The organism is Streptomyces atratus, from assembly GCF_040655115.1.
GTDB lineage: Bacteria > Actinomycetota > Actinomycetes > Streptomycetales > Streptomycetaceae > Streptomyces > Streptomyces atratus_D.
Genome location: NZ_JBFAJH010000015.1, coordinates 1 through 19,876 on the forward strand (window position 1 = coordinate 1; position 19,876 = coordinate 19,876).

At 71.4% G+C, this 19,876-nt stretch carries 19 protein-coding genes; 6 read left to right on the forward strand and 13 right to left on the reverse strand.

Annotated features, from left to right (window positions below):
- Window positions 1-314 precede the first annotated feature (314 nt).
- The 7 genes from AB0I23_RS18390 to mshD all read right to left on the reverse strand — a co-directional run bounded on the left by AB0I23_RS18390 (window position 315) and on the right by mshD (window position 7,571).
- Window positions 315-716, reverse strand: a complete 402-nt coding sequence (locus AB0I23_RS18390) for an NUDIX hydrolase (RefSeq protein ID WP_359110422.1) — start codon at window positions 714-716, stop codon at window positions 315-317.
- Window positions 713-1,744: a CHAD domain-containing protein gene (locus tag AB0I23_RS18395; RefSeq protein ID WP_359110424.1), complete on the reverse strand. Its 1,032-nt coding sequence runs from the start codon at window positions 1,742-1,744 to the stop codon at window positions 713-715. Before AB0I23_RS18395 ends, AB0I23_RS18390 begins: the two co-directional genes overlap by 4 nt.
- Window positions 1,731-3,986 (reverse strand): RNA degradosome polyphosphate kinase, encoded by a 2,256-nt coding sequence (locus AB0I23_RS18400; protein WP_359110426.1) that lies wholly within the window; start codon window positions 3,984-3,986, stop codon window positions 1,731-1,733. Before AB0I23_RS18400 ends, AB0I23_RS18395 begins: the two co-directional genes overlap by 14 nt.
- 268 nt (window positions 3,987-4,254) lie before the next feature.
- Window positions 4,255-5,247, reverse strand: coding sequence for an ABC transporter permease (locus tag AB0I23_RS18405; protein ID WP_359110428.1), 993 nt, complete (start codon window positions 5,245-5,247; stop codon window positions 4,255-4,257).
- The gene (locus tag AB0I23_RS18410; RefSeq protein ID WP_359110429.1) at window positions 5,244-6,140 is read right to left on the reverse strand and encodes an ABC transporter ATP-binding protein; all 897 of its coding nucleotides are present in this window, start codon (window positions 6,138-6,140) and stop codon (window positions 5,244-5,246) included. The genes AB0I23_RS18405 and AB0I23_RS18410 overlap by 4 nt, the downstream gene beginning before the upstream one ends.
- The gene (locus AB0I23_RS18415) at window positions 6,137-6,544 is read right to left on the reverse strand and encodes a GntR family transcriptional regulator (RefSeq protein ID WP_037695823.1); all 408 of its coding nucleotides are present in this window, start codon (window positions 6,542-6,544) and stop codon (window positions 6,137-6,139) included. The genes AB0I23_RS18410 and AB0I23_RS18415 overlap by 4 nt, the downstream gene beginning before the upstream one ends.
- 91 nt (window positions 6,545-6,635) lie before the next feature.
- Window positions 6,636-7,571 (reverse strand): mycothiol synthase, encoded by a 936-nt coding sequence (mshD, locus tag AB0I23_RS18420; RefSeq protein WP_359110430.1) that lies wholly within the window; start codon window positions 7,569-7,571, stop codon window positions 6,636-6,638.
- A 311-nt stretch (window positions 7,572-7,882) separates the two neighbouring features.
- On the opposite strand from mshD, the gene AB0I23_RS18425 reads away from it, so the two are divergent.
- The gene (locus AB0I23_RS18425; RefSeq protein WP_359110432.1) at window positions 7,883-9,724 is read left to right on the forward strand and encodes a bifunctional metallophosphatase/5'-nucleotidase; all 1,842 of its coding nucleotides are present in this window, start codon (window positions 7,883-7,885) and stop codon (window positions 9,722-9,724) included.
- A gap of 116 nt (window positions 9,725-9,840) precedes the next feature.
- On the forward strand, window positions 9,841-10,266 hold the full coding sequence (locus tag AB0I23_RS18430) for a DUF302 domain-containing protein (protein WP_359110434.1): 426 nt from the start codon (window positions 9,841-9,843) through the stop codon (window positions 10,264-10,266).
- A 195-nt stretch (window positions 10,267-10,461) separates the two neighbouring features.
- On the opposite strand, the gene AB0I23_RS18435 is transcribed toward AB0I23_RS18430, so the two are convergent.
- The 6 genes from AB0I23_RS18435 to AB0I23_RS18460 form a co-directional block, all read right to left on the reverse strand.
- A complete protein-coding gene (locus AB0I23_RS18435; RefSeq protein WP_436846957.1) occupies window positions 10,462-11,883 on the reverse strand; it encodes a sensor histidine kinase in 1,422 nt (473 codons plus the stop codon).
- Window positions 11,880-12,611: a response regulator transcription factor gene (locus tag AB0I23_RS18440; RefSeq protein ID WP_359110435.1), complete on the reverse strand. Its 732-nt coding sequence runs from the start codon at window positions 12,609-12,611 to the stop codon at window positions 11,880-11,882. Before AB0I23_RS18440 ends, AB0I23_RS18435 begins: the two co-directional genes overlap by 4 nt.
- A 44-nt stretch (window positions 12,612-12,655) precedes the next feature.
- Window positions 12,656-12,829: a hypothetical protein gene (locus AB0I23_RS18445; protein ID WP_359110437.1), complete on the reverse strand. Its 174-nt coding sequence runs from the start codon at window positions 12,827-12,829 to the stop codon at window positions 12,656-12,658.
- An 11-nt stretch (window positions 12,830-12,840) separates the two neighbouring features.
- The gene (locus tag AB0I23_RS18450; protein WP_359110438.1) at window positions 12,841-13,986 is read right to left on the reverse strand and encodes a S1C family serine protease; all 1,146 of its coding nucleotides are present in this window, start codon (window positions 13,984-13,986) and stop codon (window positions 12,841-12,843) included.
- Window positions 13,987-14,135: 149 nt separating this feature from the next.
- Window positions 14,136-15,179 carry a LacI family DNA-binding transcriptional regulator gene (locus AB0I23_RS18455; RefSeq protein WP_037695839.1) on the reverse strand — a complete coding sequence of 348 codons (1,044 nt, stop codon included), beginning with the start codon at window positions 15,177-15,179 and terminating at the stop codon, window positions 14,136-14,138.
- Window positions 15,180-15,203: 24 nt separating this feature from the next.
- Window positions 15,204-16,007: a response regulator transcription factor gene (locus AB0I23_RS18460; protein ID WP_359110440.1), complete on the reverse strand. Its 804-nt coding sequence runs from the start codon at window positions 16,005-16,007 to the stop codon at window positions 15,204-15,206.
- A 314-nt stretch (window positions 16,008-16,321) separates the two neighbouring features.
- Here AB0I23_RS18460 and AB0I23_RS18465 point away from each other — a divergent pair, with 314 nt between their 5' ends.
- From AB0I23_RS18465 to AB0I23_RS18480, 4 genes are all read left to right on the forward strand, one after another.
- The gene (locus AB0I23_RS18465; protein WP_436846958.1) at window positions 16,322-17,215 is read left to right on the forward strand and encodes an alpha/beta hydrolase; all 894 of its coding nucleotides are present in this window, start codon (window positions 16,322-16,324) and stop codon (window positions 17,213-17,215) included.
- Window positions 17,216-17,256: 41 nt separating this feature from the next.
- Window positions 17,257-17,511 carry a MoaD/ThiS family protein gene (locus tag AB0I23_RS18470; protein ID WP_037695845.1) on the forward strand — a complete coding sequence of 85 codons (255 nt, stop codon included), beginning with the start codon at window positions 17,257-17,259 and terminating at the stop codon, window positions 17,509-17,511.
- Between the two features lie 10 nt (window positions 17,512-17,521).
- Window positions 17,522-19,009 (forward strand): hypothetical protein, encoded by a 1,488-nt coding sequence (locus AB0I23_RS18475; RefSeq protein WP_359110442.1) that lies wholly within the window; start codon window positions 17,522-17,524, stop codon window positions 19,007-19,009.
- 135 nt (window positions 19,010-19,144) lie between these two features.
- Window positions 19,145-19,858: an LmeA family phospholipid-binding protein gene (locus AB0I23_RS18480; RefSeq protein ID WP_359110444.1), complete on the forward strand. Its 714-nt coding sequence runs from the start codon at window positions 19,145-19,147 to the stop codon at window positions 19,856-19,858.
- Window positions 19,859-19,876 lie beyond the last annotated feature (18 nt).

Sequence of the window (19,876 nt, forward strand, 5' to 3'; positions counted from 1 at the left end):
CTCGCGCCCGCGACCCGGCGGTCGTGACAGGAGGGCACACCGGGCCGCTGACGCGCGACGGCCGGTCCGGGGCCGCGCAGGGGAGTCCCCGCAGGACGACGAACAAAGACCCGGGCTCCCCTGCGTACCCGCCGAACGTTCGTCGTTCGAGGAGACACCCCGGAGGGGCCCCGGACCACCACCCGCCGGGCAGGCGACGGTGCCACCAGGGGCCAGGCGGACACCTCAAGCCTGTCCGGCGATTGAGGACGGAACCCCGCCCCCCGGACCCGGGTGCGAGAACCGCACCGCCCGCCGGGGCAGCCCCGCACCCGTCACCCGCTGAGCAGCGCGTCCAGCAGGTCGCGGTCGCGGGGCTGGGTGAGGCGGGTGCGGGCCGCTTCCGGGTGGAGCCAGAGGATGCGGTCCACTTCGTTGCCCGGGACGAACACGCCGTCCGTCGCCTCGGCCGCCCAGTACATGACTTCCTTGGGGCGGCCGTTCGCGAGATACCGGACCGTGGGCAGCGGGGGCCCCGGTATGCAGTGATGGCCGGTCTCCTCCAGAACCTCGCGCAGGGCGGCGTCGATCGCCGGCTCGCCGTGCTTGAGTTTGCCCTTCGGGTGTGACCAGTCGTCGTAACGGGGCCGGTGGACCAGGCAGATCTCCAGCTCCCCGGAGCGCTCCGACCGGCGCCAGAGCACACACCCCGCGGCCTGCACGGTCCCGCCGTTCATGGCGCGGTCACAGCCGCCGTCGTGTACGGCCAGGTCTCCCGGAACACCGCGCGGGCCGCCTCCACCTCGTGTCGCTGGTCGGCGTGAAGCACCCCCAGGGCGTAGGCGGTGGCCGGCGCGATCCTCGGTGTACGGGCCGCCGATGCCGCTGCGGCGGCCGCCTCCGCCGCGTCCCGGTGCAGGTCGAGCGCGTGTCCGGGGGCGACCAGGACCGGGTCGGGGGCGCCGTTCACCACCTCGTGGGCGTACCGGTGCAGTCGCAGCAGAAGGCGGGCCTGGTGCCAGGGCGCGTCGTGCGCCTCGTTGTACGGCTCGACCGTCTCGTCGGACGGGAGCGCGGCCACCGCACCGAGCAGCCGCTGCTCGGCCCGGTCCGCGGGCCCGTGCAGCATCTCGGCGGCAGGGGCCGTGGCCGCCGCGGAGAGCGGGACCTCGGAGGCGAGCAGAGCGACCGCGTCGGCGACCGCGTGGAACCGGGACGAGCCGAGTGCCTGGAGCGCCGTCGAGTGGGCGCGGGTCCTGGCGAGGGTGAGCTGCCGTTCCAGCAGCGCTCCGGCCCGGGCCGCGCCGACGCCGGGTACGGCCCGTTCCTCGGCCTGCGCGGCGTCGTGCTGGGTGACATCGATATCGGTGCCGGAGGTGGTCCGCTGTGTGCGGGGCGGTGGCAGCGAGGTGCCGGACAGGGCGTGCAGCGCTTCGAGGAGCCGGGTCAGCCGGGTCGCGTACGCGTGTTCGCGGGCCAGCGTGCCGGAGAGCCAGGCCAGTTCCGTACGGAGTTGCTCGGCCCAGCCGGGTTCGAGTGCCGACCGGAAGGTGTGCAGGGCGCCGCTGATGCGGCGGGCCGAGCGGCGCAGTGCACCGGCGGCCTGCTCGGCGGCGAGTGTCCCGGCGTCCGTGGGGGCGCTGTTCTCGCGGTGCAGACGCAGGCTGCGAAGGAAGTTCGCGGCCTGTTCCTGCAGGTAAGGGGCGAGGACCGCGCCCGCGGACATGTCCGTCCGGGTCGTCGTCTGGTGGTCAGGGCGTCGCACGCCGGCGCCTCCGGGCGTCAATGAGCATTTCCTGTACGTGCCGCAGCGGCTGGCCGTCCGCGTCCGTGGCGTGCCGGGTCCAGTTCCCGTCGGGACCGAGGTGCCAGGAGGAGGTGGTGTCGGCCATACCGGTCTCCAGGAGTCGGCTGAGCGCGGCGCGGTGGGCGGGGTCGGTGACCCGGACCAGTGCTTCGATCCGGCGGTCGAGGTTGCGGTGCATCATGTCGGCGCTGCCGAACCACACTTCGGGTTCGCCGCCGTTGCCGAACGAGAAGATCCGGGAGTGTTCGAGGAAGCGGCCCAGTATCGAGCGGACGCGGACGTTCTCGGAGAGGCCGGTGACGCCGGGGCGTATCGCACAGATGCCGCGGACCCAGATGTCCACCGGCACGCCCGCCACGGCGGCCCGGTAGCAGGCGTCGATGATCGCTTCGTCGACCATCGAGTTGACCTTGAACCGTACGTAGGCGGGGCGTCCGGCCCGCTGGTGCGCGATCTCCTTGTTTATCCGGGAGATCAGCCCGTCGCGCAGGGACCTGGGGGCGACGAGGAGGCGGCGGTACGTCTCGCGGCGGGAGTAGCCGGAGAGCCGGTTGAAGAGGTCGGAGAGGTCCGCCCCGACCTGCGGGTCGGCGGTCAGCAGGCCGAGGTCCTCGTACAGCCGCGCGGTCTTGGGGTGATAGTTGCCGGTGCCGACGTGCGAGTAGCGGCGCAGCGTGTCGCCCTCCTGACGGACGACGAGGGAGAGCTTGCAGTGCGTCTTCAGGCCGACGAGGCCGTAGACCACATGGCAGCCCGCCTCCTCCAGCTTGCGCGCCCACTTGATGTTGGCCTGCTCGTCGAAGCGGGCCTTGATCTCGACGAGTACGAGGACCTGCTTGCCCGACTCGGCGGCGTCGATCAGGGCGTCGACTATCGGTGAGTCGCCCGAGGTCCGGTACAGCGTCTGCTTGATCGCGAGTACGTCCGGGTCGCCCGCCGCCTGCTCCAGGAACGCCTGGACGGAGGTGGAGAACGAGTCGTACGGGTGGTGCAGCAGCACATCGCGTTCGCGCAGCGCGGCGAAGACGTCGGGCGCCGAGGAGGACTCGACCTCGGCGAGATCGCGGTGGGTGCCCGCGATGAACCTGGGGTACTTCAGCTCCGGGCGGTCCAGTGACGCTATGCCGAACAGCCCGGTGAGGTCGAGCGGTCCGGGCAGCGGGTAGACCTCGGCGTCGGACACCTTCAGCTCGCGGACCAGCAGGTCGAGCACGTACGGGTCGATGGACTCCTCGACCTCCAGGCGCACCGGCGGGCCGAAGCGGCGCCGCATGAGCTCCTTCTCCAGGGCCTTGAGCAGGTTCTCGGCGTCGTCCTCCTCGACTTCGAGGTCCTCGTTCCGGGTGACCCGGAACATGTGGTGGGCGAGGACCTCCATGCCAGGGAAGAGCTCTTCCAGATGCGCCGCGATGATGTCCTCGATGGGCACGTAACGCTGCGGCGACGCCTCCAGGAACCGGGTCAGCAGCGGCGGCACCTTGACGCGGGCGAAGTGGCGGTGGCCACTGACCGGGTTGCGTACGACGACCGCGAGGTTGAGCGAGAGGCCCGAGATGTACGGGAACGGGTGCGCCGGGTCGACGGCCAGCGGCGTCAGTACGGGGAAGACCCGCTGCCGGAAGAAGGTGAACAGGCGGGCCTGTTCCTTCTCGGTCAGCTCCGGCCAGCGGATCAGCTGGATGCCCTCGTCGGACAGTGCGGGAGCGATGTCCTGCTGGTAGCAGGCGGCGTGCCGGGCCATGAGTTCGCGGGACCGCGTCCAGATCAGGTCGAGGACCTCGCGGGGCTGCAGACCGGACGCGGAGCGGGTGGCGACGCCGGTGGCGATACGGCGCTTGAGACCGGCCACCCGGACCATGAAGAACTCGTCCAGGTTAGAGGCGAAGATCGCGAGGAAATTCGCTCGTTCGAGGAGGGGTGTCGCCGGGTCCTCGGCGAGCTCCAGCACCCGTTCGTTGAATGCGAGCCAACTGCGCTCCCGGTCGAGGAAGCGGCCCTTCGGCAGCTCGCTGCCGTCGACGTCGGGTTCGTACACGTCCACGTCGGCGTCGAGATCGGGATCGAGGTCGGCGGCCATGGAAAGACCGGCTCCCGCGTAATTCGGGGATGTGACGGCATGGGGCCGGTGCGCGGCGAGAGAGCCGACCGACGGCTGCACGGCGGGCTGGACCGGGACCTCGGAGTTGGGCAACTGGCTCATGGCCCTATTGTTCCGCGCAGAAGGCCCCTGGGGCGCGTCGGAGGGGGCGGAGATCGCGGAAAACACGGGGTCTCTGCCGAGATTTCTCCCGTTGCGGAGGGTCGGCACAGCTGGCTGCATCCTGAGAGGGTCGCAAGCGCGTCTGAATGGGCGGTAACGGCGACATGACGTGCAGGAATCGGTGTGCGGTGCGGGTTGCGGTGTCGCGCTGCGTGTGCGGGGTCCGGGCCGCCCCCTCTGCGGCCCGGACCCCGACGATCGGGGCGGGTCAGCCGTGGTGTCGGCGCAGTACCCGGAAGGCGAGGGCGACGGCAGCGGCGGCGAGGACGAGCAGGATGCCGGTCTCGACCAGCTGCAGCGGCCAGAAGTGCGAGGCGGGGTGGTAGTCGCTGAAGTCGGTGATGCCGCCTCGGTTGCGCAGGCAGCCTGCGAGGTCCCCGCCCAGGTCGGCCCGGAGGCAGTCGATCCAGTAGATCTCCTTGCCCGAGGCGGTGAGCATGCCCGACTCGATGTGCCAGGAGTCACCGCCCGGGCGGTCGCGATTGAGGAAGCGAACGGTCGGCCAGAGCTCGTAGCGGCGTTTGCCGAGCCCCAGCATGACCGTGCCCAGGAGGAGGGCCGTGAGGCTCATGGACAGGACGCTACGGCGTACGACCACGGCGCACAGGGCGCCGACGGCCACGGCCAGCAGGGCGTAGGCGACGGCGGTCGGGCCGAGGGCGGGGTGGATACCGTTCTCGTGCCAGCTCAGCCCCGTGCCGTACGTCTTGCTCCGCATACCCGACACGCCCCATCGGTAGACGAGGACCAGAGCGGTCATCCCGGCGGTCACCAGAGCCGCAGGAAGGGCGAGCCGGGCCGCCAGCCACTGGGCCGGGGAGACGGACTGGGCCCAGGCGAGCCGGAACGTACCGCTCTCCAGCTCGCGGGCGATCAGCGGTCCCGCGACGAAGACGCCGATGAGCCCGGCCAGCAGCAGGACAGCGGTACCGCCGCTCGCCAGATAGGTCTCGGTGGAGGAGCGGGCGTAGGTGGACAGGTAGGAGCCGTCGCCGCAGCGGGTGGTGTCGCCGTCGGCGCAGCGTTCGTCCGAGCTCGCGACCGCTACCCAGATCCGGAGCCCGACCACGATGGCGATGCCCAGCACCAGGAGTGCGCCTGCCGCCCACAGGGAACGGCGGTGCTGGCGGAGGAGGACACGGACGGGGCCCCGCAGCCCGGCGGCGGGTGCGACGGGCGTACGCAGACCGATGGCGCTCATACGGCAGCCACCTCCCTGCCGGCTCCGGCGCTCGGCGTCAGCAGTGCGGGCGCCTCCGGCGACCGCAGATGCGCCAGCAGCAGCTCCTCCAGTGAAGGTTCCGCGATCTCCCAGGCCGCGTCGTCCACCGGGCCCTCCTTCCGTACCAGTGCGGTCAGCCGCCGCCCCGTCGTGCGGGACTCGACGACGGTGTGCGGTGCCAGGTCCCGTACCGGACCCGTGAGCAGGGCGTGTGCGCCGAGGATGTCCTCGGTCTCGCCGCCGAGACGGACCCGGCCGCCGTCGACGAGCAGGAGATAGTCGCAGGCGCCCTCCAGTTCGGTGAGGATGTGCGAGGACATCACGATGGTGGTGGCGTGCTCGGCGGCCTCCGCCATCAGGACACCCATCAGCTGGTGCCGGACGAGTGGGTCTAGGTCGGCCATCGGCTCGTCGAGCAGCAGCAGTTCGGCGCGCTTGCCGAGGGCGAGGGCGAGCGCGAGGCGGGTGCGCCGGCCACCGGAGAGCGTGCGGACCCCGGCGTCCCTCGGGAGGTCCCCGATGACGCGTTCGGCGGTGGCCCGGTCCCAGGTGGCGGGGTTCAGCTCGGCGCCCGCCCACAGCGTCTCAGCGACCGTCAACTGCGGGTACAGCGGCTTGTCCTGGGCCACGAAGGCCACCCGGGGCCGGGCCTCGGCGGGCGCGGAGCCGAGGACCCGCAGGGTTCCCCCGGCCGGCCGCAGGAAACCCGCCGCGAGGGCGAGCAGGGTGGACTTGCCCGCTCCGTTCGGCCCGACGAGCGCACATATCCGTCCCGCGGGCAGCCGGAACGAGCAGTCGCGCAGAGCCCGGTCACCGTTTCTGCGCCCGTACGTCATGTCGAGGCCGGTCGCCTCGATCGCAGCGCCTGTCATGTGCGGTCGTCCCCCTTGTACGTGCTGTCCAGTACGGCGGTGAAGAGCGCGGCCATGTCGTCGCGCTCCAGCCCGGCCGTGCGGGCCCGGCGGGCCCAGTCGGTGAGTTCTCCCCGCAGGGGTGTGTCCGTGGTGGCCGTGGTTCCGAGGGTCCGGCGCACGAATGTGCCCATCCCGCGCCGGGCCTCGACGAGGCCCTCGCGCTCCAGTTCGCGGTAGGCCTTGAGCACGGTGTTCGGGTTGATGGCGGTGGCCTCGACGACCTCGCGTGCGGTGGGCAGCCGGTCGCCGGGCTCCAGCAGTCCGAGGCGGAGGGCCTGTTTGGTCTGCTGGACGATCTGGAGGTACGTGGCGACGCCGCTGCGCCGGTCGATGCGGAACTCGACCGCTGCGGACTCTGCCATGTTCACCCCTTTCACTAATTGAGTAGTGAAAGCCTGTCGGAAAGGAGGGGCGGCGTCAAGCGACGCCGCCCCGGGGGGACGTGGTGCGGGCTCAGGACTCCGCGCGGTACATCAGGTCCACCTCATGGGTGGCGAAGCCCATCCGCTCGTACACGGCCAGGGCCGCCGTGTTGTCCGCGTCGACGTAGAGCATCGCGGTCGGCAGCCCCTCGGCGGCGAGGTGGCGCAGCCCGATCGCGGTGAGCGCCTTGCCGAGACCGCCGCCCTGTGCGTCGGGCCGGACGCCGACGACGTACACCTCACCGAGGCGCTCCTCGGCGTGCACCTTCGTCCAGTGGAAGCCGATCAGTTCGGCCCCGCCCTCGGTCTCGCGCTCGGCAAGGAAGAACCCCTTCGGGTCGAACCAGGGCTCGCCCTTGCGGTCGTCCAGGTCGAGCTGGGTGAGCGATCCCTGCTCGGGGTGGTGGGCGAACGCGGCACTGTTCACGGCGAGCCAGGCGGCGTCGTCCTGACCGGGCACGAAGGTGCGGACGGTGACGCCGGGCGGCAGTACGGGCTCCGGAATGTCCAGCGGGCTCAGCGGGCGGCGCAGCTGGCGCAGCTCGCGGAAGAGGGAGAGGCCCAGGACCTGCGCGAGGTGACGGGCTGCGGACTTTCCGCCGTGCGCCCATACGCGCAGCCGCTTCCCGGTCACGGCGAGCAGCGCGGCGCCCAGTGCCCGCCCGTGCCCCTGTCCGCGGTGCGCGGGATGTACGACCAGCTCGGCGGCGGGCGCCTCGACGGGATCGGTGTCCTCGAGCTGTGCGTACCCGACGAGGGTTCCTGTGCTGGTGAGCAGAAAGTGCCGTACACCCTCCCGGTGCCCGCCCCGCAACCGCAGTCGCCCCTGCTCGGAGACCGCGGGCCTGCCGTCGGCGCGGGCCGCCTCGCCGAGCAGGTCGAGGACGGCTCCGGCCTGGTCGGGAGAGAGCACGTCGAGCGTCTGGATCTCGCGTCCCGGAGCGGGGAGGGGAACATCAGTCGTCATGCGTACGAGCGTACGGCGGGGCGGGGCGTTGTGGCCTCGATCGACGGTGTGCTGTGCGGGTCGGACGGCCGCGCAGGGTGGGTGCGAACGTCGGCCGGCCCCGGTTCGCCGGTCGTGGCGCACCGGGCTGCGGGGCCCGGCATGCCGTGATGCCCCTGTCTGCATATGTGTGCCATAGGGGTGAAGTGCGGTGATAGATGCCCTTACTGACCACAAGGCAACCAGTTCGTAACTCGAAACACCTAGTCGCGCTACGCGCGTTGACTCTAGGCTGCGGGCCGAACCCTCCCGCTGAATTCACAAGGGGACCGATGTCAGCGACACCGCATAAGATCCGTGCTTCCCGGCGGTTGCTCGCCGCCGCGGCCGGGCTGGCCACCGTCGGCGCGCTCGTCGCCGCGATGCCGGCCGATGCCCAGAGCCTCGGTGACGGCCAGGGGCACCACGTGCCCGCCCATACCGGCACCGTCGATGTACAGTTGCTCTCCTTCAACGACCTGCACGGCAACCTGGAGCCGCCGGCCGGTTCGGCCGGCACGGTCGCCGAGAAGCAGGCCGACGGCACGACGAAGGCGATACCCGCCGGCGGTGTCGAGTACCTCGCGTCCTCGCTGCGCGCCGCGCGCCAGGGCCACCCGTACTCCATCACCGCGGCCGGTGGCGACATGGTGGGCGCGAGCCCGCTGCTGTCCGGTCTCTTCCACGACGAGCCGACCATCGAGGCGCTCAACAAGATCGACCTCGATGTGACGACGGTCGGCAACCACGAGTTCGACGAGGGCGCCACCGAGCTGGCCCGTCTGCAGAACGGCGGCTGCCACCCGGTCGAGGGGTGCTACCAGCAGGGCACGACGTTCCAGGGCGCCGACTTCCCGTACCTCGCCGCCAACGTGACGGACGAGAAGACCGGCAAGCCGATCCTCAAGCCGTACACGGTGTGGAAGAAGGACGGCGTCAAGATCGGCTTCATCGGGGTGACCCTGGAGGGCACGCCGAACATCGTCACCGCCAACGGCGTCAAGGGGCTGAAGTTCCACGACGAGATCGAGACGGTCAACAAGTACGCCAAGGAGCTCGACCAGCAGGGCGTGAAGTCCATCGTCGCGCTCATCCACGAGGGCGGGGCCCCGGCCTCCTCCTCGTACAACTACGACTGCGACAGCCCCGGCGCCGGTGACGGCATCTCCGGGCCGATCGCGGACATCGCCAAGGGCATCAGCCCGAAGGTCGACGCGCTGGTCACGGGCCACACGCACCAGGCGTACGTGTGCACCGTGCCGGACCCGGCGGGCAACCCGCGCCTGGTCACCTCGGCGTCGTCGTTCGGCAAGCTGTACACGGACACGACCCTCACGTACGACCGCCGCACCCAGGACATCGTGCGTACGTCGGTGAAGTCGTCGAGCTCCTCGAACCCGACCTCGGCGAACCACATCGTCACCCGGGACCAGGCCAGGGCCACCGACATGACGGCCCTGATCGCCCGCTGGAACACCCTCGCCGCGCCCATCGCGAACCGGCCGCAGGGCTACATCTCCGCCGACATCAACGGCCGCGGCTCCACGGCCCCGGAGAAGCCGCTCGGCAACCTGATCGCGGACGCCCAGCTGGAGGGCCTGGCCCCGGCGGACAAGGGCGGGGCGGTCGTCGCCTTCATGAACCCGGGCGGCATCCGCGCGGACCTGGTGTACAAGGCGACCGGCAGTGAGGGCGACGGGGTGGTGACGTACGGCGAGTCCTTCACCGTGCAGCCCTTCACCAACATGATGAACGTCGTCGACCTGACCGGCGCCCAGCTGATCACCGCGCTCCAGCAGCAGGTCAGCGGCTCCAATGAGGCCAGCCCGAAGATTCTTCAGGTGTCCAAGGGGCTCACGTACACCCTGGACATGACGAAGACCGGCGCGGCTCGCGTCGTCGTCGACACGATCAAGCTGAACGGTGCGGCGATCGACCCGGCCAAGACGTACCGCGTCGCGATGAACGAGTTCCTCGCGGGCGGCGGCGACGGCTTCGCGGCGCTCGGCCAGGGCACCAACAAGCTGGTCGGCCCCTCCGACCTGGACCTGTTCAACGCGTACCTGTCGGCGCACTCGTCGGCGGCGGCGCCGCTGGCCCCGCCGGTCACCGACCGGATCACGGTCGTTCAGTAGGTGCGGCAGGACACGCAGTGCCCGTACGCGGGTGAGTGAGCGGGGCGGTGGGCCGGATGGCCCACCGCCCCGGTGTCATCAGAGGATCCGAAAAAGTCTCGCCCATGGTCGCAAGAATGACTGAAGATGCAGACAAGGGCCTGGTCACCGTGGCCGGCAACAGGCCTGTCCGCGAGACGATCGACCGGCTTCAGGACGCGATCACCGCAGCGGGCTTCCATGTGTTCGCGGGGGTCGACCATGCGGACCACGCCGCCCGTGCCGGGCTGGAACTCCGTCCGACCGAGCTGCTCATCTTCGGCAGGCCCGAGGGCGTCACGCACCTGATGCAGGACAAGCAGACCGCCGGCATCGACCTTCCGGCGAAGGCGCTGGCCTGGCAGGACGCCGCCGGGGTCACCTGGGTGACCTGCAACGACGCCTCCTGGGTCGCCGCACGCCATGGGCTGGGGCCGGAGAGTCAAGCCGGCGTCGCGGCACTGGAGGCGAGCACGGTGGCCGCCGTACGCCAGGCCACGTCACCGGCCCTCGACGCCCTTTAGGTCCTGTCGTCGCACCGTTCCCGTTGTGATGTGTGCCCGTGTGATGTGTGCCCGTCATAATCCGAAGGCTGACCCCCCACAGCCGACGGAGGCACCCGCACGCAGACCCACGCCGGCACCCGCAGAGGCTTTCTGACCGGCGCCCTCGCCGTCATCCGGCACAACCCCGGGGCCTGAGCGGCCGCCGGGGGCGGCTCAGGGGCTCTCCGGCGGCGGCTGCGGTGCGCCCGGCAGACGGATCGAGGCCTCCGTGCCACCGCCCGGTGCCGGGCGCAGGACGATCTCGCCGCCCGCCTGCTGGACCGTGCGTGCCACGATCGACAGGCCCAGGCCGGAGCCCGGCAGCTGGCGGGCGGACGGGGAGCGCCAGAAGCGTTCGAAGACGTACGGGAGCTCCTCGGCCGGGATGCCGGGGCCCTGGTCGACCACGGTCAGCTCGCCGCCGCGCAGGGCCACGGCGATCGTGCCGTGCTGCGGGCTGAACTTCACCGCGTTGTCGAGGACATTGACGACCGCCCGCTCCAGCGCCGCCGGCTCGGCCCGTACGTACCAGGGTTCGAGGTCTGCGGTGATGGTCAGTTCCGGACCGCGGAGCCGTGCCCGCTCCAGCGCGGCGGAGGCGATGTCGTGAAGGCCGACGACCTGGAGCGGGCCGGGCTGGGCCGCGTCCGGGCGGGCCAGCTCCTGGAGGTCGCCGATGAGCGACGCCAGCTCGGTCATCTGCGCAGTGACCGACTTCATCAGCGCCCTGCGGTCGTCGGGCGGGATGGGCCGGCCGGTCTCGTCGCTGCGGGCGAGCAGTTCCACGTTCGTACGCAGGGATGTCAGCGGGGTCCGCAGCTCGTGCCCGGCATCCGCGATCAGCTGCGCCTGGCGGTCGCGGGAGGTGGCGAGGGAGGCGGTCATCGAGTTGAAGGAGCGGGACAGCCGGGCGATCTCGTCCTCGCCCTCGACGGGGATGCGGAGCGAGAGGTCCTCGGTACGGGCGACATGCTCGACGGCATCGGTGAGCTCGTCGACGGGGCGCAGGCCGGTGCGGGCGACCCAGAGACCGGCGGCGGCCGCGCCGATGACGCCGATGCCGGAGACGATGAGGAGGACGAAGGCGAGCTGGTTGAGGGGGTCGGTGACCTGATCCATGGGCACCGCCACGGAGACGGCGAGGCCGGGCCGGACCAGCGGGCCGATGTGGACCTGCGAGGTGTAGACGCGCATCCTGACGCCGTCCTTCGCCCTGGTGGTGTGCACCGCGTCCTGCCGCTCCCCGGCTGCGACGGACCGGTCGGCGGACTGCACCGGAATCGCGGACTTGCCCGGCCAGGTGCACGGCTTCGTGCTTGTCGGTGTCACCACCTGGATGGTGTAGGGGATCTCCGGCCCGGGGTTGTTGTTCAGCGGCAGCCCCCGCAGGCAGGCTGCGTTGAGATCCTCGACAGTCTGCCGGTCGACAGCGACCTGCCGCAGACCGCTGTCGAGCTGTTCGATCAGCCGGTCCCGCGTGGTCAGCCAGCAGGCCAGCGCCACCGCTGCCACCGCGATCGCCACCGCGGTCGCGACCAGCATCGCCAGCCGGGAGCGGAGCGGCAGTGCGCGGAAACGCCGCAAGGGGCCCGTCACCCCTCGCCCCCGCCGGCCCGCAGCGCGTATCCCACGCCCCGCACCGTGTGCACGAGCCGCGGTTCGCCGCCCGCTTCCGTCTTGCGGCGCAGGTACATCACGTACACGTCCAGGGAGTTGGAGCTCGGTTCGAAGTCGAAGCCCCAGACCGCCTTCAGGATCTGCTCGCGGGTCAGCACCTGGCGCGGGTGGGCCAGGAACATCTCCAGCAGGGTGAATTCGGTCCGGGTCAGCTCGACGCGGCGCGACCCCCGGGTGACCTCGCGGGTCGCGAGGTCCATCCGCAGGTCGGCGAAGGACAGCACATGGTCGTCGGGGACGTCGCCGCCCGCCGCGGCCGCGTACGAGCTGCGGCGCAGCAGGGCCCGGATGCGGGCGAAGAGCTCGTCCAGTTCGAAGGGCTTGACCAGGTAGTCGTCGGCGCCGGCGTCGAGTCCGGTGACGCGGTCGCCGACGGTGTCGCGGGCGGTGAGCATCAGAATGGGGGTGGTGGTGCCGGTGGCACGGAGGCGGCGGGCGGCGGTCAGACCGTCCATCCGCGGCATCTGGATGTCGAGGACGATCAGATCGGGGGCGTACGACTCCGCCCGGGCCAGCGCGTCGAGTCCGTCGACGGCGACCTCCGTTTCGTATCCCTCGAACGCGAGGCTGCGCTGCAGGGCCTCGCGCACGGCCGGCTCGTCGTCGACGATCAGGATGCGCTGCGGATCGTCTTCGGCGGGGCTCATCGCGCTTCGTCCTCTTCTCTCTGCTCTGCCGTGGTGCTGTGTTCTCAGCCTCGCACGGCCGTGGCGCGGCGGCGGGCGGCGCGGCGTTGCCGGCCGGTGGTGCGGGTGGTCGTGCGGAGCGCCGGCGAGCGCCGCGCCGCGGCGGCGAACTCCACCGCGAGCATCAGGGGCAGCGCGAGGGCGGCCGGGCCGGTGGGGGTGTCGGACGGGTGGTTCATGGCTGATCTCCTCAGGAGCTGGTGCCGGACCGCAGGGTGTCCAGGTCGGCCTTGAGCGTGTTCACCGGGATGGCGAAGCCGAGACCGACGCTGCCGGCGCTGGAGCTGTTCGATCCGGCGGACGAACTCGCCGAGTACATCGCGGAGTTGATGCCGATGATCTCGCCCTTCATATTGATGAGCGCACCGCCGGAGTTGCCGGGGTTGAGCGAGGCGTCGGTCTGGATGGCCTTGTAGGTGGTGGTGGAGTTGCCGGTGTCGCCGTTGAACTGCTGCCCGCCGAACTCGAACGGCCAGTCGCTGCCGCCCCCGCCCTGCTGCCCCTGTCCCTGACCGCTGTCGCTGTCCTTGGCGACGGTGACATCGCGGTTCAGCGCGGAGACGATGCCGCTGGTGACGGTGCCGGTGAGGCCCTCGGGCGAGCCGATCGCGACGACCTGGTCGCCGACCTTGAGTGAGGAGGAGTCGCCGAGCGTGGCCGTCTTCAGTCCGCTCGCACCGTCCAGTTTGATGAGCGCGAGGTCCTTGTCGGCATCGGTGCCGACGACCTTCGCGGTGTATGTCCTGCCGGTGCTCAGCGTCACCTTGATCGTCGAGGCGCCCGCGATGACGTGGTTGTTGGTGACGATCTCGCCGTCGGACGTGATGATCACGCCGGACCCGGTGGACTCGCCCGCGTTCGAGCTCGCGCCGATCTCGACGATCGTCGGCGACACCGCCTGCGCGACTCCGGCGACGGTGCCCGCGCTGCTCTGCGAGACGGTCGTGCCGTTGACCGCACCGCTGCCGCCGCTGCCGCCGCCGGCGCCGGAACCGGCGTCGGTGAACTGTCCGATGGCGGTGGCGGTGGCACCGCCGACGACCGCCGCCGCGACGGCCACGGCGGTCAGGAGGGCGACCGGCCGCCCGACCCGGCGCCTGCCGCGCGCGGGCGGCAGGGGTGCGGGCTGCGGCAGCCCGTGGAAGTCGCCGTAGCCGTCGTCACCACCGCCACTGCGACCGTCGGCGCCGCCGCTGCCGGGCCACACGGTCGTCCCGGGGCCCGCGGCGACCGGCTGCGCGGGCTGGTACGAGGGCGGCGGCGGGTAGGCCGCGTCGCCGTTGCCGTACGAGGGGTACATCGGGTACTCGCCGCTCGGGCGCTGGCTCTCAGTCATGTCTACGACTGTGTCCACCGAAGATGAGAGAACCCTGAGTGTGCCCTGAGAAGCCCGACAGAACCGTGTATGTCCCATATAAGAGCCACGGGGGAACGTCGTGCGGGTGCGGGGACCGCGAGCGCCCCCGGCTGGGGAAGTGCCCCCCGCTACCGGCCCTGGGGCGTCGGCTCCCCGCACCCGCACGAGCGCCGGACCACCAGCGCCGACGGGAACTGCTTCAGCCGCTCCCGTCGCGAGCCCGAGACCCGTAGTGAGTCGTCGAGCACCAGATCCACCGCCGCCCGGGCCATGGCCGGGCGATCCGAGAAGACCGTCGTCAGCGGCGGATCGGTCAGTCCCGCTTCCTTCACGTCGTCGAAGCCCGCCACCGCGAGCTCCCCGGGCACATCGATCCGCAGTTCGCGCGCGGCCCGGAGCACCCCGATGGCCTGGTCGTCCGTCGAGCAGAAGATCGCCGGGGGCCGGTCCGGACCGGCGAGCAGTCCGAGCGCCACCCGATAGGCGTCGTAGCGGTTGTACGGGGCCTGGAAGAGCCGCCCCTCCGTGGAGCGTCCGGACTCGTGCATCGCCCGCCGCCAGCCCTCGACGTGGTCCGCGACCGGGTCGCCGACCGCCGGGGTGGACTCCATGCCGCCGAGGCACGCCACGTACGCGTTGCCGTGTTCGAGGAGGTGCCGGGTGGCGAGCTGAGCGCCGCCGATGTCGTCGGTGACGACCGCGACGTCGTCGATCGCCTCGGGCCGCTCGTGCAGCAGCACGACCCGGGCGTCCCATGCCTCCACCTCGGCCGCGGCCCGCTCGCTGGGTCCCTGGCTGACCAGGATCAGTCCGGAGACGCGCATGCCCAGGAAGGCGCGGAGGTAGTGGACCTCGCGCTCGTCGCGGTAGTCGGAGTTGCCGACGAGGACCATTTTTCCGCGCTCGGCGGCAGCCTGTTCGACCGCGTGTGCCATTTCCGCGAAGAACGGCTGGCGCGCGTCCGGAACGATCATCCCTATGAGGTCGGTCCGCCGCGAGGCCATGGCCTGGGCGACCCGGTCGGGCCGGTAGCCCAGCTCCTTGATCGCGGCGAGTACCCGCTCGCGCGTGGCCGGGGCAACCGGCCGGGGTCCGTTGTTGATGACGTAGCTGACGACCGCGGTCGACGTCCCCGCCAGTCTCGCCACATCATCTCGCGTCACCTTGGCCACGCGCGGCAGTCTACGCGGATGGACCTACCTGTTGGCAGGCCGTATCGGGCCTTCTTCCACGACCTCGGCCACGGAGGGCTGTCCCGAACGGGTGGGTGGCTCGGCGGCCGCCTTCGCCGCCGTCTGGGACTCGGCCGCCTCCGCGGCGCGCTCCACCTTCTCCGGTGCGACGAAGCGGTAGCCGACGTTGCGGACCGTGCCGATCAGCGACTCGTGCTCGGGGCCGAGCTTGGCGCGCAGCCGCCGGACATGGACGTCGACCGTCCGCGTGCCGCCGAAATAGTCGTAACCCCAGACCTCCTGCAGCAGCTGGGCGCGGGTGAAGACGCGGCCCGGGTGCTGTGCGAGGTACTTGAGCAGTTCGAATTCCTTGAAGGTCAGGTCGAGGACCCGGCCCTTCAGTTTCGCGCTGTAGGTCGCCTCGTCGACCGAGAGGTCACCGCTGCGGATCTCCATCGGGGAGTCGTCGGAGGTGATCTGCTGCCGGCCGGCGGCCAGCCGCAGCCGGGCCTCGACCTCGGCCGGTCCCGCGGTGTCCAGCAGTACGTCGTCGATGCCCCAGTCGGCGGTGACGGCCGCGAGACCGCCCTCCGTCACGACGAGTATCAGCGGACAGCCCGGTCCGGTGGACCGCAGCAGCTGGCACAGCGACCGCACCTGCGGCAGGTCGCGGCGGCCGTCGACCAGGATGACGTCGGCACCCGGGGTGTCGACGAGAGCCGGTCCCTCGGCGGGGGCCACCCGCACGCTGTGCAGCAGGAGGCCGAGGGCGGGAAGCACCTCCGTCGACGGTTGAAGAGCGTTGGTCAGAAGCAGCAGTGAACTCATCGCCACCCACCTGCCCGGGTCGTCGGTCGATGATCGTGCACGATGTGCTTGCCTTGGTCGCCCATTACGTCGGTCCTCCTCGTTCCCTGCGAGAGGGGCACTCCCGGGTGGGGCCCGGGGGAGATCTGCGGCACTTCTTCGTACGTTGTTCTTCTTCTGCTGCCGTACGACGGCTGTCATACGGGTTTTACGGTGCGGTCCCCGCGCCCTGGGACCGCTGAGCTTGTCGAAACGTCGTCGTAACAACGTGCGGAAAGCACAAAAGGATCCGGGGGCTGCATTGCCCGGATCCTCTTCCCAGCAGAATAGCCCACATGAGTTCTGTGTCCGAGAGTTCGTTTCCGAGTTCTCCTGTTCGCTTGATCACGCGGGGGGCCCGGCGCACCACATTGCGGACGGATGACGGGCTGCCGATCGAGGCGGTGTACGAACCGTGTACGACCGGTGCCGCGCCCGGTGCCGATGGTGGGGACACCGGCACGGCGATCGTGGTCGCGCACGGATTCACGGGTTCGGTGGACCGGCCCGCCGTGCGGCGCGCGGCAGGGGTGTTCGCCCAGCGTGCGGCCGTGATCACGTTCTCCTTCCGGGGGCACGGAGGATCCGGTGGCCGGTCGACGGTCGGTGACCGCGAGGTGCTGGATCTGGCCGCCGCGGTGGCGTGGGCGCGCTCGCTCGGACACCGGCGGGTGGTGACGGTCGGGTTCTCGATGGGCGGGTCCGTGGTGCTCCGGCACGGGGCGCTGTACAAGGCCCCAGGGGCCTCTCCGGGCACCGCACAGCTCACTCGTTCGGTTCCCTCGCACGGGGGGCGCATCGAAGCGCACGCGGATGCGGTGGTGGCCGTGAGTGCTCCGGCCCGTTGGTACTACCGGGGTACGGCCCCGATGCGGCGCCTGCACTGGGTCGTGACCCGGCCCGCCGGCCGGCTGGTCGGCCGGTACGGCTTCCGCACCCGGATCGACCGCAGGGAGTGGGCCCCCGTGCCGCTCTCCCCGGTCGAGGCGGTCCCGCTGATCGCCCCGGCGCCGCTGCTCATCGTGCACGGCGACCAGGACCCGTACTTCCCGCTCGACCACCCCCGCATGCTGGCCGACGCGGCACAGGGCCATGCGGAACTGTGGCTCCGGCGCGGCATGGGGCACGCCGAGAACGCGGCGGACGAGAGCTTGCTCACCCGGATCGCGCACTGGGCGGTGGCGGAGTGATTCATCATGGACAGCTGACGCGAGACGAAGGGAGCGTCGCCATGCCAGCGGGAACCATCCGCTACTGGGCCGCCGCCAAGGCCGCCGCCGGAACCGCGGAGGAGCCGTACACAGCCGCGACGCTCGCCGAGGCGCTCGACGCGGTGCGCGAGCGGCACCCCGGTGAGCTCACCCGAGTGCTGCAACGGTGCTCGTTCCTGATCGACGGTGACCCCGTGGGGACCCGCAGCCATGAGACCGTACGCCTTGCCGAGGGCGGCACGGTCGAGGTGCTCCCGCCGTTCGCAGGAGGGTGAACCGCAGCACATGAGCAACAGCGATCAGCAGCATCCGTACGGACAGGAGCCCGGGACCGGGACCGGGACCGGTCACGGTTACGGAAACGGCCGGGAACCGCAACCGTACGGGCAGCAGGTCCCGTACGACCCGAACCAGGCGTTCCAGGACCCCGGGGTCGCACAGACCTGGGAGGGCCAGACCTGGGACACCCAGTACCAGCCGGCCGTCCAGCCCACGCAGCAGCCGCAGCAGCCCGAGTACAGGCAGCCGCAGCAGTATGAGCAGCCTCAGTACGGGCAGCCCTACGCCCAGCGGCACGAGCAGCTCCAGCACGGGCAGCCCTACGCCCAGCGGCACGAGCAGCTCCAGCACGAGCAGTCGTACGCCCAGCAGCACGAGCAGCCCCAGTACGAGCAGCCCTACGCCCAGCAGCACGAGCAGCCCCAGTACGAGCAGCCCCAGTACGAGCAGTCGTACGCCCAGCAGCACGAGCAGCCCCAGTACGAGCAGCCCTACGCCCAGCAGCACGAGCAGCCCCAGTACGAGCAGTCGTACCCGCCGCAGGCACCGCAGCAGCCCGTTACGGCCGCCTCCACCCCCGTCGTCGGCGCCGGATATCCGACCCCGCAGGGCGCCTCCGGCTCGTACCCGCTGCCCCCCGAGGTCCCGGCAGCCGCCCCGGCCGACGCGGCACCGGGTGTGGCGGCCGCGCACGACACCTCCGGCTACAGCGCGCCGACCATCCTGGGCAACAGCCGCATCACCGACGCCCAGCGCGCCCGCGCCGAGGGCCGTTCGCCGATCATCGCGCCGGGGATGCAGCCGGCGGCGATCACAGCGGGGCTCGGGCTGCTGCTCGCCCTCGGTGCCGCGATCGGGCAGTACGCGCTCTTCGTACCGCTGGTACTCCTCCAGGCGGTGACCGCCGCGGGCTGGTTCCGCCTCAACGGCATGTGGCCCGCCCGGCAGGGCATCGCGCTCGCCTTCGCCGGCGGGTTCGTCGCCGATGTCGTGCTGCTCGTCGCGGGCCGGGAGAACGCCCCGGCGGCGATCCTCGGCACCCTCGGCGTCTGGGTGCTGCTCACCGTCGTCCTGCAACTGCGCAGCCACGCGGGCGCCGACGAGCGGATGTACGGGCTGATGGCCACCGTCGCCTCGGCCGCCCTGGCGATCCTCGCCGCCGGGCATCTCGCGGCGGCGCCGGACGCCGTGACGGTCGGCTGTGCGGCGGTCGCGGTCGCCGTGCTCGCCCGGGCGCTGCCGCTGCCGGGACCCGCCTCGGTCGTGGTGGCGCTGCTCGCCGCCGCGGGAGCCGGTGTCGCGGCCGGTGGGCTCACCGACTTCGGCGCGAAGGGCGCGTTCCTCGGGTTCGCGGCCGGTGGCTGCGCGCTGATCGGGCTGCGGGTGGCGAGCTACGACTACCCGTCACGTTTTGTGCACATGACGGCCGGGGTGGCGCTGCCGCTCACCGCCGCGGCCCCCGCCGTCTATCTGATCGGCCGCGCCCTCTCCTGACCCGCGGGACCCGGTGCGGACCGGGAACCGCGGAGGGTCCCCCACTCGTCGATCACCCCGGGCGTGCCGTGGAGCCGCAGGCGGCTCCCGGGCGCCAGGGGGTCCGGCCGGACGCAGGGTGGGGGAAGAAACGGCATGCGTGCACTGCGAATACTGCTGGTCATCGTGGTGGTCCTGGGTGGCATCTTCATCGTCGTCGACCGGGCCGCGGTGTACTTCGCCGAGTCCGAGGCCGCGGGCAGGGTCGAGGTCGACGGGGGCACGGTCGACTCGACGGACGTCTCCATCAGGGGTTTCCCCTTTCTGACGCAGGTCGCCGGATCGGCACTCGACCAGGTCGACATCAAGCTCACCGGCATCGAGACCGCCGCCGGGGGGCACAGGATCCGGGTCAGCGAGATGAACGCCGAACTCCACGACGTCAGACTGGCCGACGGTTTCTCCAGCGCCACCGCCGCGCGGGCCACGGGCACGGCGACCATCTCGTACGAGGATCTGACGCATGCGGCCGACGACGGCGTCGTCGTCGAGTACGGCGGCAACGGCAAGGTGAAGGTGACGGGTGCTGTCGACATCCTCGGCCGCACCCTCACGCGCAGCGTGTCCTCCACCGTCACCCTGGTCGACGGCCACATCGTGCGGGTGCACGCGGACAAGGTGCCCGGCGAGGGCATCCCCGGACTCGAAGGCCTGGTGCGCAGGAAGACCGACTTCGAGCGGGAGATCGGCGCCCTGCCGAGCGGGCTGAAGCTGCGGCGGATCGAGCCGACGAAGGACGGCCTGGAGATCTCGGTGACGGGCTCGGACATCCGGCTCGCGGGACAGACGAACCGCGCGCAGGCCGGGTAGGACATTCCACAGCCGCTG

Excerpts from the sequence above, each read along its gene's own strand:
- AB0I23_RS18405 (WP_359110428.1), bottom strand. The coding sequence starts at position 5,247 with ATGAGCGCCATCGGTCTGCGTACGCCCGTCGCACCCGCCGCCGGGCTG.
- mshD (WP_359110430.1), bottom strand. The coding sequence starts at position 7,571 with ATGACGACTGATGTTCCCCTCCCCGCTCCGGGACGCGAGATCCAGACG.
- AB0I23_RS18410 (WP_359110429.1), bottom strand. The coding sequence starts at position 6,140 with ATGACAGGCGCTGCGATCGAGGCGACCGGCCTCGACATGACGTACGGG.
- AB0I23_RS18390 (WP_359110422.1), bottom strand. The coding sequence starts at position 716 with ATGAACGGCGGGACCGTGCAGGCCGCGGGGTGTGTGCTCTGGCGCCGG.
- AB0I23_RS18430 (WP_359110434.1), top strand. The coding sequence starts at position 9,841 with ATGACTGAAGATGCAGACAAGGGCCTGGTCACCGTGGCCGGCAACAGG.
- AB0I23_RS18415 (WP_037695823.1), bottom strand. The coding sequence starts at position 6,544 with ATGGCAGAGTCCGCAGCGGTCGAGTTCCGCATCGACCGGCGCAGCGGC.
- AB0I23_RS18445 (WP_359110437.1), bottom strand. The coding sequence starts at position 12,829 with ATGAACCACCCGTCCGACACCCCCACCGGCCCGGCCGCCCTCGCGCTG.
- AB0I23_RS18440 (WP_359110435.1), bottom strand. The coding sequence starts at position 12,611 with ATGAGCCCCGCCGAAGACGATCCGCAGCGCATCCTGATCGTCGACGAC.
- AB0I23_RS18460 (WP_359110440.1), bottom strand. The coding sequence starts at position 16,007 with ATGAGTTCACTGCTGCTTCTGACCAACGCTCTTCAACCGTCGACGGAG.
- AB0I23_RS18465 (WP_436846958.1), top strand. The coding sequence starts at position 16,322 with ATGAGTTCTGTGTCCGAGAGTTCGTTTCCGAGTTCTCCTGTTCGCTTG.
- AB0I23_RS18480 (WP_359110444.1), top strand. The coding sequence starts at position 19,145 with ATGCGTGCACTGCGAATACTGCTGGTCATCGTGGTGGTCCTGGGTGGC.
- AB0I23_RS18475 (WP_359110442.1), top strand. The coding sequence starts at position 17,522 with ATGAGCAACAGCGATCAGCAGCATCCGTACGGACAGGAGCCCGGGACC.
- AB0I23_RS18425 (WP_359110432.1), top strand. The coding sequence starts at position 7,883 with ATGTCAGCGACACCGCATAAGATCCGTGCTTCCCGGCGGTTGCTCGCC.
- AB0I23_RS18450 (WP_359110438.1), bottom strand. The coding sequence starts at position 13,986 with ATGACTGAGAGCCAGCGCCCGAGCGGCGAGTACCCGATGTACCCCTCG.
- AB0I23_RS18400 (WP_359110426.1), bottom strand. The coding sequence starts at position 3,986 with ATGAGCCAGTTGCCCAACTCCGAGGTCCCGGTCCAGCCCGCCGTGCAG.
- AB0I23_RS18470 (WP_037695845.1), top strand. The coding sequence starts at position 17,257 with ATGCCAGCGGGAACCATCCGCTACTGGGCCGCCGCCAAGGCCGCCGCC.